At 62.0% G+C, this 14834-nt stretch carries 13 protein-coding genes; 6 read left to right on the top strand and 7 right to left on the bottom strand.

All coding sequences use genetic code 11. The features are described from left to right. Positions 1 to 7: 7 nt before the first annotated feature. The 3 genes from VGE08_RS23770 to VGE08_RS23760 all read left to right on the top strand — a co-directional run bounded on the left by VGE08_RS23770 (position 8) and on the right by VGE08_RS23760 (position 2642). On the top strand, positions 8 to 1120 hold the full coding sequence (locus VGE08_RS23770) for a hypothetical protein (protein WP_331070423.1): 1113 nt from the start codon (positions 8 to 10) through the stop codon (positions 1118 to 1120). A 107-nt stretch (positions 1121 to 1227) separates the two neighbouring features. Further along, entirely contained in the window at positions 1228 to 1665 is a 438-nt protein-coding gene (locus VGE08_RS23765) for an NfeD family protein (protein WP_331070422.1), read from the top strand. Positions 1666 to 1721: 56 nt separating this feature from the next. Then, positions 1722 to 2642 (top strand): stomatin-like protein, encoded by a 921-nt coding sequence (locus tag VGE08_RS23760; RefSeq protein ID WP_349258797.1) that lies wholly within the window; start codon positions 1722 to 1724, stop codon positions 2640 to 2642. On the opposite strand, the gene VGE08_RS23755 is transcribed toward VGE08_RS23760, so the two are convergent. Both VGE08_RS23755 and VGE08_RS23750 read right to left on the bottom strand, forming a co-directional pair. Further along, positions 2639 to 4207 (bottom strand): VWA domain-containing protein, encoded by a 1569-nt coding sequence (locus tag VGE08_RS23755; RefSeq protein WP_331070420.1) that lies wholly within the window; start codon positions 4205 to 4207, stop codon positions 2639 to 2641. The two genes, VGE08_RS23760 and VGE08_RS23755, sit on opposite strands and share 4 nt — an antisense overlap. Positions 4208 to 4225: 18 nt before the next feature. After that, positions 4226 to 5167: a MoxR family ATPase gene (locus VGE08_RS23750; RefSeq protein ID WP_349258796.1), complete on the bottom strand. Its 942-nt coding sequence runs from the start codon at positions 5165 to 5167 to the stop codon at positions 4226 to 4228. Positions 5168 to 5301: 134 nt separating this feature from the next. Between VGE08_RS23750 and VGE08_RS23745 the strand changes: the two genes are divergently transcribed. Further along, entirely contained in the window at positions 5302 to 6057 is a 756-nt protein-coding gene (locus tag VGE08_RS23745; protein ID WP_331070418.1) for an ATP-binding cassette domain-containing protein, read from the top strand. After that, positions 6050 to 7525, top strand: coding sequence for a glycine betaine ABC transporter substrate-binding protein (locus VGE08_RS23740; RefSeq protein WP_331070417.1), 1476 nt, complete (start codon positions 6050 to 6052; stop codon positions 7523 to 7525). The genes VGE08_RS23745 and VGE08_RS23740 overlap by 8 nt, the downstream gene beginning before the upstream one ends. A gap of 3 nt (positions 7526 to 7528) precedes the next feature. Here the strand turns inward: VGE08_RS23740 and VGE08_RS23735 are convergent, their stop codons facing one another. After that, the gene (locus VGE08_RS23735) at positions 7529 to 8419 is read right to left on the bottom strand and encodes a DUF72 domain-containing protein (protein WP_331070416.1); all 891 of its coding nucleotides are present in this window, start codon (positions 8417 to 8419) and stop codon (positions 7529 to 7531) included. A 193-nt stretch (positions 8420 to 8612) separates the two neighbouring features. Between VGE08_RS23735 and VGE08_RS23730 the strand changes: the two genes are divergently transcribed. Then, complete coding sequence (locus VGE08_RS23730) at positions 8613 to 10007, top strand: OmpP1/FadL family transporter (protein WP_331070415.1); 1395 nt, start codon at positions 8613 to 8615, stop codon at positions 10005 to 10007. 15 nt (positions 10008 to 10022) lie between these two features. Here VGE08_RS23730 and coaE read toward each other — a convergent pair whose 3' ends face one another. The 4 genes from coaE to pilB all read right to left on the bottom strand — a co-directional run bounded on the left by coaE (position 10023) and on the right by pilB (position 14834). Then, the gene (gene coaE, locus VGE08_RS23725; RefSeq protein WP_414717533.1) at positions 10023 to 10670 is read right to left on the bottom strand and encodes a dephospho-CoA kinase; all 648 of its coding nucleotides are present in this window, start codon (positions 10668 to 10670) and stop codon (positions 10023 to 10025) included. A 186-nt stretch (positions 10671 to 10856) separates the two neighbouring features. Continuing rightward, entirely contained in the window at positions 10857 to 11789 is a 933-nt protein-coding gene (locus VGE08_RS23720; RefSeq protein WP_331070413.1) for an A24 family peptidase, read from the bottom strand. 88 nt (positions 11790 to 11877) lie between these two features. Beyond that, a complete protein-coding gene (locus VGE08_RS23715; protein WP_331070412.1) occupies positions 11878 to 13095 on the bottom strand; it encodes a type II secretion system F family protein in 1218 nt (405 codons plus the stop codon). Positions 13096 to 13112: 17 nt separating this feature from the next. Continuing rightward, the gene (gene pilB / locus VGE08_RS23710) at positions 13113 to 14834 is read right to left on the bottom strand and encodes a type IV-A pilus assembly ATPase PilB (protein ID WP_349258793.1); all 1722 of its coding nucleotides are present in this window, start codon (positions 14832 to 14834) and stop codon (positions 13113 to 13115) included.

The raw sequence follows: 14834 nt of genomic DNA, 5'->3' as shown, positions 1-14834 counted from the left end.
TGCGGGCATGAGTGCTCCTACCTGGCTGCAGGACGAGCCGGAAATTCGAGCACTGCTCGGCGCCGCGCTCGATCGGTTCGATGATCAGCCGGGCGAGCAGCGCAGCCGCGCCACGTCTCTTAAGGTGCAATCGCATCTGCCCAGTCTCGCCAGGGGTGATGAACAGGCCGACCATACCTGGGCGCTGGTGCAGGAATTGGCCACCGCTGGCGTGTTGGAAATACGGCCGGGCCGGCGCGGCAGATTCGATCCCGACTGGCAGGGAGCCAAGCTGGCGTTCGCACCTGCCTGCGAGCCGGTGTTGCGAGACTGGTTGCAGCGGCCGGCCACGGCTTCGCCGATGGATCAATGGCGGCGCGCCGTGGCAGAACAGGCGCATTTGTTTCCTGCCGGATGTGAAGCGCTGCTTGGCCGACGGATTGTCGTGCCCGGCCGCAGTGATCGCGAGATTGTTACCGCGCTGACGCAGCTGGCTTCCATCACGCAGCCGGCCACGCTTCGACAACTCAGCACTCTTATCTTCTGGGGCGCTTCCAAGGTCCTCGATGATCGCGGCGAGCTGATCGCGCAGCTGTTTCCCAACCTGCAGATCCGAGAGCGGCCGATCGTGGTCGCCGTGCACCTTCCGGCGCGTATCGAAGGTGTGCTGTTCATCGAAAACCAGGATAACTATGGCATGGCCATCAGCGGCGAACTGGCCGGCGCCCAAGACCTGGCAATCGTCTATTTGCACGGTTTCCGTGGCACGGCCGCGCGCATTCGCAATCGGCAAGGCGTGCACCTGCATTTCGGCGGTCCCGGCATCGATGGGCACGAGCGCTTCGAGGGCTGGTGGTTCGACGATGTTCTGCCGCTGCAGCCCTTGTTCTTCTGGGGCGACCTGGATTTCGCCAGCATGACGATGCTGAAGTCGCTGCGGCAACGCTTCGGCGAGGTCACCGCCTGGCGCCCGGGCTACGAGCCCATGGTCGCGGCGCTTGCTGCCAGTGGCGGCGGCAACCGCCCTACGGGTCATCAGCAAGTGGATCCGGTCATGACGGGCTGCCCGTTCGCGGACGAAGCGCTGCTGCCGGCAGTGCGAACTTTCGGTTGCTGGGACCAGGAGCGGATGGCCGATTGAGGCTGCGCCGGTGAATGACTCGCCGGTATCGGCGGATAACGGTTGGATACCGGCAATGTCAGGGGCGGTGCTGGTAATATCTGCACAGCTGACCTGGGAGATGCACCATGCCTTGGTGGGGTTGGATGATCGTCGCCGTGCTGGCGCTCGCGATCGAAATGTTCGTGTTCGACGCGCAGTTCTACCTGGTGTTCTTCGGCATCTCGGCCGCCCTCATCGGCCTGCTTGGCCTGAGCGGCGTCAACCTGCCCGACTGGGCGCAGTGGCTGGCGCTTTCCATTTTCGCGGTGGCTTCCATGGTCACATTTCGTAAACGTGCTTACGAGCTGGTGCGCCAGCGCACCGGACACGTGCCGGAGCGCTTGACGATCGGCGATCGCGTCACCGTGCCCGTGCGCCTCGAGCCGTCGCAAACCTGCCGGGTCGACTATCGCGGCTCTTCGTGGACCGCGCGCAATGTGGATGAACGGCCGATCGAGGCCGGCCGTGAGGCCATCATCGCGCGCGTCGACGGATTGACCTTGTTGGTCCGCTCGGCGGTCTGACGCGTCTTCAACAACAATCCCAACGAGACAAAGCGGAGGTTTTAGTGAGCACAACCATGTACGTGGTGCTGGCCATCTTCGTGCTGGTGGTCATCGTCCTGATGAGGACCGCCATCGTCGTGCCTCAGCAAAGCGCCTTCGTGGTCGAGACGCTGGGCCGCTACAGTCGCACCATCCAGGCGGGCTTTCACATTCTGGTCCCGTTCGTGGAGCGCATCGCTTACAAACATACGCTCAAGGAGGAGGCGTTGGACATTCCAGAGCAGGTGTGCATCACCAAGGACAACGTGCAGGTCGGCGTCGATGGCGTCTTGTATCTGCAAGTGTTGGATGCGCGCAGCGCTTCTTACGGTATTACCAACTATCGCTTCGCCATCGTGCAGCTCGCGCAGACCACTCTGCGCAGCGAGATCGGCAAGATCGATTTGGATCGTACTTTCGAAGCGCGTGGCACGATCAATGCGAACGTCGTGAGCGAATTGGATCACGCCTCGGGTGCCTGGGGTGTGAAGGTGCTGCGTTACGAGATCAAGAACATCAATCCGCCCAAGGACGTGCTGCACGCGATGGAAAAGCAGATGCGCGCCGAGCGCGAAAAGCGCGCCGTCGTGCTCACCTCCGAAGGCGACCGCGACGCCAAGATCAACCAGGCCGAAGGCGAGAAACAGCGCGTCATCAAGGAATCGGAAGCCAAGAAGCAGCAACAGATCAACGAAGCTCAAGGCCAGGCCGAAGCCATTCTCGCCGTTGCCACCGCGACCGCCGAAGGCCTGAAACGCGTCGGCATCGCGCTCGCCAGTCAGGGCGGCATGGAAGCCATGCAACTGCGCGTCGCCGAAGAGTACGTGAAGCAGTTCGGCAAGCTCGCCGACGAAGCGTCGAGCACCCTGATCGTGCCGGCGACGCTGAGCGATATTTCCTCGATGATCGCCATGGCGACGAGTGTGGTGAAGCAGCAGAACAAGGCTGCGGGCTAACGATGGGACAGCAGCAGTCGACTGACCACGCGCTCGAGCTGCGTCAAGGTGCCGCATTCATCTGCTTGATGGCAGTAGGGTACGTAGTGACGCATCTCCGAGTCGCCCGTGTTCCACATTGATCTTGGTTCAGGGTTGAGCCAGAGCACGCGACGGGACCGGTCGTAGATCTCCTTGAGAATGTCGATGCGAGCGTCGCCGTAGTTGTTGCGGGCGTCGCCGAGGATGATGACGGTGGTGCGGCGATCGATGTCATCGAGGCAGAGTCGGCGGAAATCGGAGAGGGCCTGGCCGTAGTCGGTCGAGCCGCTGCCGTATTGGCGGAGGGCCAAGGCGATGGCCGCGTCGATGTCGTTGCGAGCGAAGAGGTTGGAGATTTCGCCGAGGTCGGACGAGAAGGCGAAGGAGCGGACCTTCGGCAACACTTCCTCCAGGCTGTATAGAAACATCAGCATGAAGCGGGCGTAGTTGGCGACCGAGCCGCTCACGTCGCAGATGGCAAAGACCTTCGATTGATCGGTCTTCACCGACTTCCAGTGCAGGTCGAAGATCGCGTCGTCGTATTTCATATTCCGGCGCAGCGTGCGAGGCACGTGCAGGCTGCCGCGGCGGAACACTTTGCGACGGCGAGAATAGGCGGCGACCAGCTTGCGCGCCATGCGTTGGACCAGTTCCTGCAGCTGCCGATGATGCCTCTGCTCCAATGACGAGAGGCGCACGTTACGGAGCAAGCTCTCGCGCAGTCGGCGGCCGGTCACATCTGCGTGCAGCAGAAACTGATGCTCGACATACTCGCGTACGCGTTCGCGCAGCCAGTCCCGGCGGCGACTCAGGTCTTGAGCTAGACGGCGATCAGGGAGCGTGGCGCTATCGCTCAGCGAGAAGATTTCTTGCTGAAGCTCCGCATGGCCCATGGCATCGAGGATGCGGCGGGTGTAGAGGCCCTTCTGCGTGAACAGCTCGATCTCGTGAACCCGAACTTGCTGGCCGGCGGCGTTGATGGCCATATTGATTTCTATCGAATTGGCGCGCGTCAGCAGTTGGCCCAGGTCCGATTGAGGTAAAGCCGTCTCACCGGTGCCAAGTTGTTCGGTACTGGAGGCCGCGTCGCGAGTGTCGCTGATTGCCGTTCCGGCTCGTCCGCGACCGGTTCGGTTGCCTCGAGCTTGGCCGCCGCCGGCATCGCCGTTGCCTGCCTGCAGTTCAGCGGTGCGTTCGTCATCGTTTGCTTCGGCGTTGCCGTTGCTTTTATCGCCCGATTCGGCGTCGCCATGGCGGTCGCTTTCGTTCGGTAGGGTGTCGCCACCTTCATTCGCGTCGTGTACCTCCGGCGCTCGAAGCGCATCGCGGTCGCGAGAAGCGAAGAACTGATCGAAACAGGCGTCGAACGCTGCTTTTTCATCCGCCGTTTTCGGCAGCACGAGACTCAGGCTGTCTTTTAGCAGCTGCCGATCTCCATAGCCCACGAGCTGCACGGTGCTAAACGCGTCCAACGTTTCTGCCGTCGAAACGCGAACGTCGGCGTTACGCAGCGCGCGAATGAACCGGGTCAGCAACTGGTCCATGGCAGGGAGCCTGCTCGGTCAGGACCTCAAAGCCTTGTCGGTCAGGGTGCGCAGCTCCGGTTGCACGCTTTCAATGTCCTCCTGGAACTTGAGGATGACGTTCATGGTGTTGCGAACCAGCTCGGGATCCAGCCGATCGGCATGCAGCAACAGCAGCGTGCGCGCCCAATCGATGGTCTCGCTGATCGATGGCACTTTCTTCAGATCCATCTCGCGCAGATCGTGAATGAACGTGACCAACTGCTCTCGCAGCTGAGGCGCGATCTCCGGCACGCGAGCATGGATGATGCGTTGCTCGAGCGCGATGTCCGGGAAGGGAATGTACAAGTGCAAGCAGCGGCGCTTCAGCGCATCGGAAATCTCGCGAGTGTTGTTGCTCGTCAGGAACACCACCGGCGGCGAGTGCTTCGCCTTCACCGTGCCGATCTCGGGAATGGACACCTGATAGTCGGACAGGATCTCCAGCAACAACGACTCGAACTCGTGATCCGACTTGTCGACCTCGTCGATCAGCAGCACGCAGCCGCGCTCCTCCTGCAGCGCCTTCAGCAGCGGGCGAGCCTCGAGGAACTCCTCGGAGAAAAAGATGTCGCCGAACTCATGCAGCCGTTTCACGGACTCGGCGAAGCCCTTCGCGCCCTGCAGAACTTCGTCGAGCGTTTGTTTCAGAACCTGCGTGTACAGCAGTTGCTTGCCGTACTTCCATTCATATAGCGCCTTGGCTTCGTCCAGCCCCTCGTAGCATTGCAGGCGAATCAGCGGCAGCTCGAACATTTCCGCGGTGGTCTTGGCCAGCTCGGTCTTGCCGACGCCCGGCGGGCCTTCGATGAGCACGGGTTTGCGCAGGTGATAAGCAAGGTAGACCGCGGTCGCGATCTGGTCGGAGCAGATGTAGCGATGTGCTTCCAGATGTTGCTTCAGGGAAGCCACCGAGCCGGCAATGGTTGGGATATCAGCCATGAGTATCGTGGAATCGGGCAGTGACTGGCGAGTTTCCGCTTCGGGGCCGTCATATGCAATCAGCCAGCCGCAGGCGATGAGTTGGTGCTGCAGGGTGGGAACCGACACGGCGTTTGCTTTAAGCTGTCGCGCTCATGAGCTGCGCCATCGCCTTCGATCACGTCACTCACCGGTATCCGCACGCGGTCGCGGTGGACGACGTAAGCTTGCGTGTCGAAGCAGGCGAAACCGTGGCACTGATTGGCCCGAGCGGTTGCGGCAAGTCCACGCTGCTCAAACTCGCGGCCGGGCTGGTGTGGCCGCGACAGGGTTCGGTGATCGTGACGGATCGCACGCTGGCGCCGGACAATGTTCTCGAGATCCGCCATCGCATCGGCTATGTGATCCAGTCGGGCGGCTTGTTTCCACACATGAGTGCCGTGGACAACGTGACGTTGGCGGCCCGCTTTCTGAAGAAGGAACGGCAATGGATCGACGATCGCGTCGCCGAGCTGGCCGATCTCGTGCAATTGCCGCGCGAGGCATTGGATCGCTTTCCGAGCAACCTGTCCGGCGGTCAGCGGCAGCGAGTCAGCCTGATGCGAGCGCTCATGCTCGATCCAGCGGTACTCTTGCTCGATGAGCCGCTGGGCGCGCTCGATCCGATGGTACGACACGGTCTCCAGGAAGACCTGCGGCGCTTGTTCGAGCGCTTGGGCAAGTCGGTGCTGCTGGTGACGCATGACATGGCCGAAGCAGCTTTCTTCGCGCGGAGTATCGTGCTCATGCGCGAGGGCAAGATCGTGCAACGTGGCACGTACAAGGATCTCATCGAGGCGCCGGCCGAACAGTTCGTGAGCGATTTCGTGCAGGCACAGCGCGGGCTGCATATCGAGGGGCTCGATGGCTGAGGCGCGCCGTTGGCTCTTGTGGATGACGTTCGTCCTGGCGGCGTCGATGACCGCCTCCAGCGCGTTCGCCGCCGTCGTCATTGGCTCGAAGGCATTCACCGAGTCGGTCATTCTGGGCGAGCTTGCCGCTCAACTCACCAGGGAAGCAGGCTACGATGTCGAGCATCGGCGCCAACTCGGCGGCACTCGTGTGCTGTGGAGCGCGCTGGTTCGCGGCGATATCCAATGCTATCCCGAGTACACCGGCACGCTACGGACGGAGATCTTTGCGAATCAACGCATCGGTAGTGATGCCGAGTTGCGTGCCACTTTGACTCGCGAATCGGTGTGGACTTCCGAGCCCCTCGGTTTCAACAACACCTATGTGCTCGGCATGCGGCGCGATCGTGCGGCGGAACTGGGAATTACGCGCATGTCGCAGCTGGTCGAGCATCCGGCATTGCGCTTCGGCTTCAGCAACGAGTTCATGGAGCGCGCCGACGGCTGGCCTGGCATTCGCGCGTACTATCATTTGCCGCAAACGGATGTTCGCGGCCTGTCGCATGACCTGGCTTACCGTGGGCTGGAATCCCGCTCGCTGGATCTCACCGATCTCTACTCCACTGACGCCGAGATCGTTCATTACGATCTGACCACGCTCGAGGACGATGCCCGATTCTTTCCAGCCTACGACGCGATCATCGTCTGCCGCGAGGATGTGCCCGAAGCGATTCGCGAGTCGCTGAATCGCCTCGGAAGTCGCATCGACGAAGCGGCCATGACCCGGATGAATGCGCGTGCCGCTTTGGATCGACAGCCCGAAACTCAAATCGCCGCGCGCTTCCTGCGCGAGCAGTTGCACGTTGATTCCGATGCCAAGGTCCAGTCTCGCGCCGCTCGCATCTGGCAGCGGACACGCGAGCACCTGGCGATGGTCGGGATCTCGCTCGGCTTGGCGGTGCTGGTGGCCGTGCCACTGGGCATTGTTGCGTTCTATCGCCCAGGTGTCGGGCGTGTGGTGTTTACCATCGCCGATGTGCTGCAGACATTGCCGGCGTTAGCGTTGCTGGTGTTCCTGATTCCTTGGCTGGGAATTGGCTATGCTCCCGCCATCGTGGCGTTGTTCCTGTACAGCGTCTTGCCTGTTTTGCGAAACACACATACAGGGCTTGCCGATATTCCGCGCGACCTCCGGGAGTCGGCCGAGGCACTTGGGCTGCCGCGGATGGCGCAATTGCGCTATATCGAGTTGCCCTTGTCGGCGCGATCGATACTCGCTGGCATTCGAACGGCCGCGGTGATCAACGTAGGCACCGCTACGCTCGGTGCGCTGATAGGCGCCGGTGGCTATGGTCAACCCATCCTTACCGGCATCCGGCTGGATGACACGAACTTGATTCTCGAAGGTGCCGTGCCCGCGGCGTTGCTTGCGTTGCTCGTGCAGTGGCTGTTCGGTTGGATCGAGCGCCGTTGGGTTGCGGCGAAGTAGCATTCATAACTTCAGCTTGCGAATGAGCGTGCGAGCATCGACGGGCGCGCGCAGCTTCACGTCCGTGTTGTCGAAGTAGCAGTAGACATCCCTGGGCTTCGACGTGGGCGGTTTGCGTTTGGAAATCTTCTCGGCGTCGCGTGGCTCGCCGCCTCGCTGCCAGGCTTTGATCCGCCTGGCCCACTTCTCCAAAGCCTGGTCGCCATAGCCGCTTTGATACAAAGTCTTGTCGCCATGCAGGCGGATATAGACGAAGTCCGCGGTGATGTCGTGCATCATGGGATAGCGCTGCGCGCTCTCCGCGATGACCAGTGCGATATTGTATTTGCGCAGCAGATCGATGAACGAGGGGTGGCAGAAGCTCTCGTGGCGTATCTCGATGGCATGGCGTAGTGGCAGCCGCTCGTCGATCGACAACTTCGAACGGCCTTTCATGCGAGCATCGCGTCTGCGCGCCAGCTTCAGAGCGGCTTCGGTATCGCGCGGCAACAGATCGAAGAACTTTGCCAGCCTGGCCGGGTCATATCTGAAGTTGGGAGGAAACTGCCAGAGGATGGGCCCGAGCTTGCGACGCAGATTGAACACGCCCGAGGCGAAGAAATTCGCCAGCGGCACTGCCACGTCACGCAGCTTTTTCATGTGTGTGATGAAGCGCGGCCCCTTGACCGCGAACACGAAATCCTCCGGCGTATCGTCATGCCAGCGTTGATAGCTTGCCGGATACTGCAGCGAGTAGAAGGAACCGTTGATTTCGATGGTGTGCAGGACGCGCGAGGCGTAGTGCAGTTCCAGGCGCTGCGGCAAGTCGTTGGGATAGAACACCCCACGCCAAGGTTTATAGCGCCATCCGGAAATTCCGATGCGGATGCGAGCCCGGTCGCGCGACGATTTCATGCTCCAAGCAATGTTTCATCCAGGGTCAGAGTGCCAGAGACCGGCAATCTTTTCCGTAATATTTGCTTGTCCAGTCCTTGCTTGACCAGGGCGGGCAGGAACTCTCCCGGCGAGCGCGCGTTCAAGTTTCTGGCATTCGTCCTCGCAATGGAGCGCCGCCATGAACCAGCGAAAACCAAGTGAAGGGATTTCGATGAACAATCGTTGGGTCGTGCGCCGCTACGCGCTGCCGGTGGGAATGTTGCTGTATTGCGCTTCCTCGAGTGTGTTTGCATCGGGCTTCGCGTTGCTCGAACAGAGCGCCAGCCGTCTGGGAACCGCATTTTCCGGCACCGCGGCCGCGGCCGACGATGCCAGCACCATTTTTTTCAATCCCGCCGGCATGGCGAAGCTCACCGGTAACGAATTTCTGGTGGTGGCCAGCGGCGTGCTCATCAGCTCCGAGTTCAAGAACGGCAATTCGCAAGCGGCGCTCGGGCAGCCGCTGGGTGGCGATGGCGGCGATGCTGGCGATTGGAACGCCATCCCGGCCGGCTATTTTGCAATGCTCATCAATGAGCAGCTGGCGGTTGGCCTCGGCGTGAATGCACCGTTCGGCTTGAAGCTGGAATATGACGACGGCTGGATGGGTCGGTTCCAGGCGCTCAATTCGGAGATCAAGACTTATAACTTCAATCCGGCCTTGTCCTGGCGCTTGAACGAACAGCTCAGCTTCGGCATCGGTGCGAACTATCAGCGCATCCAAGCCGAGTTGACCAACGCTGTGAACTACACCGCGGTGGTCGCGCAAGGTCTGCAGGGCCTGGTGGCCGCGGGTCAGCTCGCGCCAGACGATGTGCCTGGACTGCTGGCGGCAAATGCCGGGCTCGAAGGATTTACGGCGGTGCGGGGTGACGACAGCTCGTGGGGTTGGAACGCTGGCGTGCTCTACGAATTCTCCGACGATACACGCGTCGGCTTGTCGTATCGCTCTACGGTCGATTACACGATCGAAGGAAGCGCGCGCTTCCGGCCTGCGACGGCGACCAGCCCCATTGGCGCCGGCATCATTGCGGCTGCTTCCGCGCCGGGCGCGACGCTCGCTACAGGACCTGTCAGCGTGGACTTGAAATTGCCCGATATCGCGACCGCATCTTTGTATCACCGCATGGGCCAGGTCGAGCTGCTGGCCGATATCGCCTGGACTGGCTGGAGCAGCATTCAGGAGCTGCGCTTCGTGCGCGATTCGGGCCAGGTGCTATCGGTGACGCCGGAGCGTTGGGAAGATACGTGGCGCTATTCGGTGGGGGCGACCTATCAGCTCAACGATCAATGGAAATTGCGCGGCGGCGTGGCTCACGACGGAACCAACGTTCCCAACAGTACGCGTACCGCCCGCTTGCCCGACTCGTATCGCACTTGGGTTGCCATCGGTGCGCAGTGGAATTCCGGCAATTCGTGGATGGTCGATGTGGGCTACGCGCACTTGTTCGCCAAGGATGCGCGCATGAATCAGGATGACGGCAACGTCGCCGCTCGCGGGTGGCTACTGGGCGAGCAGGAGTCGGCGGTGGATATCGTCAGCGCCCAGGTGGCGTACAAGTTCTGATCGGCGCAGCTTTGATCATCCAGGCCGCGCGGCTTCGGCGTTGATCCGCTCCGACAACAAAGTGTAATTGCGATGCAGGGTCTCTACGAATCGGCGGAGATCCTGCAGCGTGCCGGTGTTGACGATGACGTCATCGGCCGCATCCAGCCGTGCCTCACGCGACGCTTGCGCGGCCAGAATCTGGCGAGCCAGTTCCGGGCTCGACTGGTCGCGCGCCATCAACCGTTTCAGCTGTTCCTCTTCGCTGGTGTCCACCAGCAATACGCGGTCATAGAGGTCGCTGCGCCCGCTTTCGACCAGCAGCGGAATCACGTGGATCTGATAGGGCCCCTGCGCCCGCTGGGCCCGGGCCGCAAGCTCTTCGCGAATTGCCGGATGCGTGATGGCTTCGAGACGCTTGCGCTGCTCCGGATCGGCGAAAACACGCGCGCGCATACGAGCGCGATCGAGCCGGCCCTCGGCATCGAGGATATCGCTGCCAAACTCCGCGACCAGCTTGGCCAGGGTTGGTGAGCCCGGCTCGACTACGTCGCGTGCGATCTGGTCCGTATCCAGCACTGGTGCGCCGAGCTGAGAGAATATTTCTGCCACGGCGCTCTTGCCGCTGGCGATGCCGCCGGTGAGCGCGATCAGCAGCGGCCGGAAATTCGGACTTTGCTTCATTGCCGGCCAGTTTATGGGCCCGGCCGAGGTCGGGCAATGCGGCTCGGCGGCGTCAGGCGAAGCACGAGGCCCCAGCAGCCGGGCCAGCAGCGGCGCAATCAGCTTCCCGATCAGAGTCACGATCCCAGGTCCCCAATGTTGGTGTCATGGATCCAGGGTCATAGTCCCACGATCATAGTCCCACGATCATAGTCCCAGACTGCGCGCATACGCGCCGGCCAGCTCATCGCCCCACATCAAAGCGATCCAACCCGCCGCCGCCAGATAGGGCCCAAAGGGAATGGGCACATTCCGGTCGCGGCCACGGAGCACGATCAGCGAGATGCCCACTATTGCGCCCACGAAGGCGGACACCAGGATGATGAGCAGCAGCATCTGCCAGCCCAACCAGGCACCCAGCGCGGCGAGCAGCTTGAAATCGCCGTAGCCCATGCCTTCCTTGCCGGTAAGCCATTTGAACAGCTTGTAGACGCTCCACAGGCTCGAGTAACCAAATATCGCGCCCAGTATGCTGGATCTCGGGCCCACCGGCAGACCGAGCTCCGGCAGGGCCGGCGCGAGGCTGAGCAGCAGGCCGATCCACAGCAGCGGCAGTGTGATGTCATCGGGCAGCAGCTGATGGTCGATGTCGATGGCGCTCAACGCCACCAACGCCCACGTGAGCAGGAGCGCGGCCCCGCAGTACCAGGTCACGCCGAACTTCCATGCGACCGCGGCCGACAGCAGGCCGGTGATCAATTCGATCAGCGGATAACGAATGGAAATCTTCGCGCCGCAGTTGGCGCAGGCGCCCCCCAGAAACAAATAGCTGATGATCGGAACGTTCTGCAGCGCTGTGATCATCGCTCCGCACTTGGGGCAGGCCGAGCGGGGCACGACCAGGTTGTACGGTTGGTGCCGTGCCGGCTCGGCGGCTGCCTCGCGCGGCGGGTCATAGGGGTTCGCACCGAGAATTTCCGTGGCCTGGGCCTGCCACTCGCGCTCCATCATGATCGGCAGGCGATGGATGACGACGTTGAGAAAGCTGCCGACCAGCAGGCCGAGGACCAGCATGAGCACCACCCACGCGGTCGGCGTGGAGCTCAGCAAGTACACCAATTGGCCCAGCACATCCTGCATAGGGAGGCTAAAAAAACGCCGCGCCCGCTCGGCGACGAGGGGCGCGGCACTCGTTTGTTATTAGAACGAAAGCGCTTGGCGGGCGAGCTTACACCACCGCGCCGAGTTTGAAGATCGGCAAGTACATGGCGATCACCAGGCCGCCGACCAGCACGCCCAGGATGGCCATGATCAGCGGCTCGATCAGCGAGCTCATGGCGTCGACCGCCGCGTCCACATCCGCTTCGTAGAAGTCGGCCACCTTGGCGGCCATGGAGTCGAGCGAGCCGGACTCTTCACCGACGGCGATCATCTGGATGACCATGTTGGGGAACAGGCTGGTCTGTTCCATCGAGCGCTGCAGGCGCTGGCCGGTGGAAACCTCGTCGCGAATCTTCAGCGTGGCTTCCTCGTACACGATATTGCCGGTCGCGCCGGCCACCGAAGTCAGCGCTTCGACCAGCGGCACGCCGGCGGCGAACATCGTCGAGAGCGTGCGCGCATAGCGTGCGATGGCCGCTTTCACCATGATCGGACCGATGACGGGGGCCTTCAGCAGCAGGCGGTCGAGGAAGCGTCGCATCGGGCGGGAGCGCTTTTTGAAGTAGAAGAACGCAAAGCCTGCGCCACCCGCGACCAGCGCGATCATCCAGCCCTTTTCCTGCACGAACTTCGACAGGTTGATGACCATCTGCGTGAACGCCGGCAGGTCGGCGCCGAAGCTCTGGAACAGCGACTCGAACTGCGGGATCACGAAGATCAGCAGGATGCCGGTGACGATGACGGCTACCGCCAGCACCGCGGCGGGGTAGAACAGTGCTTTCTTGATCTTCTTCTTCAGCGCTTCGGTCTTTTCCTTGTAGGTGGCGATCTTGTCGAGCAGCGTCTCCAGCGCGCCGGCCTGCTCGCCGGCTTCCACCAGGTTCACGAACAGATCGTCGAAGTACAGGGGATGCTTGGCGAGCGCCTCGTGCAGCGAGGTGCCCGACTCGATGTCGGCCTTGATCGTCAGCACCAGCTTCTGCATGGAGGGCTTGTCGTGGCCGTTACCGATGATGTCGAAACATTGCACCATCGGAATACCCGCCTGCAGCATGGTGGCGAGCTGGCGCGCGAACAGCGCGATATCCTCGGTGGTGATCTTCTTGCCGCTCTTGAACAGCTGCACTTCCTTGCGCACGCTCCTGGCGAGCACGCCCTGGCGGCGCAGGTCCGCCTTCACTGCCGCTTCGGACACGGCCAGCATCTTGCCTTTGATGCGTTTGCCTTTCTTGTCCGTGCCTTCCCAGACGAACGGGAACTGCTGCGTGGATGCTGCTTGGGCCATGGTCTAAGTCCTTGCGATCACTCGACCGTACACTGGTTGACTTCTTCGAGACTGGTGATGCCGGCCTTGACCTTGGCGAGGCCGGATTTCCGCAGGTCCCAGATGCCTTCGCGGGCCGACTGCTTGGCGATATCGACCGCGTTGCCATCCTGCAGGATGATGCGTTGAATCTCTTCGGACACCGGCATGACCTGATACAGGCCGGTACGACCCTTGTATCCGTCGGTGCAGGAGCTGCAGCCCACCGGTTTGTAGATCTTGATGCCCTCGGCCACTTCCTCTTCGGTGAAACCTTCCTTGAGCAACGCTTCGGGCGGCATCTCCATAGGCACCTTGCAGTTGTTGCAGAGCTTGCGCGCCAGTCGCTGCGCGATGATCAGCGACACCGAGGTCGCGATCGCGTAGGGCTTCACGCCCATGTCGATCAAGCGGGTCAGCGTTTTGGGCGCGTCGTTGGTGTGCAAGGTGGAGAGCACCAGGTGGCCGGTCTGGGCGGCCTTGATCGCTATTTCGGCGGTCTCCAGGTCTCGGATTTCGCCGACCATGATCACGTCCGGGTCCTGGCGCAGGAACGCGCGCAGCGCGGACGCGAAGGTCAGGCCCACCTTGGGATTGACGTTGACCTGGTTGACGCCAGGCAAATTGATTTCCGCCGGATCCTCGGCGGTGGAAATGTTCGTATCCTCTTTGTTGAGGATGTTGAGGCCGGTGTACAGCGACACGGTCTTGCCGCTACCGGTCGGGCCGGTCACCAGGATCATGCCGTGCGGCTGCGCCAGCGCATTCATATACAGCTCTTTCTGCATTGGCTCGTAGCCGAGCGCGTCGATGCCGAGCATGGCGCTGGACGGATCGAGAATACGCGCGACGATCTTTTCGCCGAACAGCGTGGGGCAGGTGCTCACGCGGAAGTCGATGGCGCGATTCTTCGAGATGCGCATCTTGATGCGGCCGTCCTGCGGAATACGGCGCTCCGCGATGTCGAGGCGCGACATGACTTTGATGCGCGCCGCAAGCTTCACGGCCAGCTGCACCGGCGGGCTCGCAATCTCTTTCAGGAAGCCGTCCAGGCGCAGGCGAATGCGATAGGACTTTTCGTAAGGCTCGAAGTGAATGTCGGAGGCGCCGCGCTTGATCGCGTCGAGCAGCACCTTGTTGACGAAACGCACGATGGGCGCGTCTTCAACGTCGTCGCGGCCCGCGGCCGCCAGCGCGTTCTCGTCTTCATCGCCGCCGGTAACCTCCAGATTGTCGAGATCCAGATCGTCGTCGGTGAGCGCCGGCATCTGCGTGTCGACCTGTTCCATGGTCTTGTTGGCGATCTTCTGCAGCTTGTCGTCTTCGACGACCACGGCTTCGATCGACAGGCCGGTCTGGAACTTGATCTCGTCGAGCGCGTGCAGGTTGGTCGGATCGGAGACCGCGACGAACAGGCGCTTGCCGCGTTTCAACAGCGGCAGCACGCGATGCTTGGCGAGCAGCTTGTCGGAAACCAGCTTGACCACGTCCAGGTCGAGCTGAACGGCATCGAGGTCGAGCAGCGGCACGCCGAATTCCTGGGAGGCGGCGATGGCGATCTCCTTCGCCTCGGCGATGCCGTTGGTGACCAGGTGCGAAACCAGGTTGCCATCGCCCTCCTTGGCGGCGGTCATCGCCTGCGTCATGGTCTGCTCGTCGACCAGGCCGTCCTGGATCAACCGCTGGGGCAGTCCCTGCAGCACCAGGCGCTGTTGGATTAT

Source organism: Steroidobacter sp. (genome assembly GCF_036406195.1).
Classification (GTDB): domain Bacteria; phylum Pseudomonadota; class Gammaproteobacteria; order Steroidobacterales; family Steroidobacteraceae; genus Steroidobacter.
Note: the sequence above shows the minus strand (reverse complement) of the source record. Positions and strands in the feature narration are given on the sequence as shown.

Coding starts and splice junctions, on each gene's coding strand:
- VGE08_RS23770 (WP_331070423.1), top strand. CDS start 8: ATGAGTGCTCCTACCTGGCTGCAGGACGAGCCGGAAATTCGAGCACTG.
- VGE08_RS23765 (WP_331070422.1), top strand. CDS start 1,228: ATGCCTTGGTGGGGTTGGATGATCGTCGCCGTGCTGGCGCTCGCGATC.
- VGE08_RS23760 (WP_349258797.1), top strand. CDS start 1,722: ATGTACGTGGTGCTGGCCATCTTCGTGCTGGTGGTCATCGTCCTGATG.
- VGE08_RS23755 (WP_331070420.1), bottom strand. CDS start 4,207: ATGGACCAGTTGCTGACCCGGTTCATTCGCGCGCTGCGTAACGCCGAC.
- VGE08_RS23750 (WP_349258796.1), bottom strand. CDS start 5,167: ATGGCTGATATCCCAACCATTGCCGGCTCGGTGGCTTCCCTGAAGCAA.
- VGE08_RS23745 (WP_331070418.1), top strand. CDS start 5,302: ATGAGCTGCGCCATCGCCTTCGATCACGTCACTCACCGGTATCCGCAC.
- VGE08_RS23740 (WP_331070417.1), top strand. CDS start 6,050: ATGGCTGAGGCGCGCCGTTGGCTCTTGTGGATGACGTTCGTCCTGGCG.
- VGE08_RS23735 (WP_331070416.1), bottom strand. CDS start 8,419: ATGAAATCGTCGCGCGACCGGGCTCGCATCCGCATCGGAATTTCCGGA.
- VGE08_RS23730 (WP_331070415.1), top strand. CDS start 8,613: ATGAACAATCGTTGGGTCGTGCGCCGCTACGCGCTGCCGGTGGGAATG.
- coaE (WP_414717533.1), bottom strand. CDS start 10,670: ATGAAGCAAAGTCCGAATTTCCGGCCGCTGCTGATCGCGCTCACCGGC.
- VGE08_RS23720 (WP_331070413.1), bottom strand. CDS start 11,789: ATGCAGGATGTGCTGGGCCAATTGGTGTACTTGCTGAGCTCCACGCCG.
- VGE08_RS23715 (WP_331070412.1), bottom strand. CDS start 13,095: ATGGCCCAAGCAGCATCCACGCAGCAGTTCCCGTTCGTCTGGGAAGGC.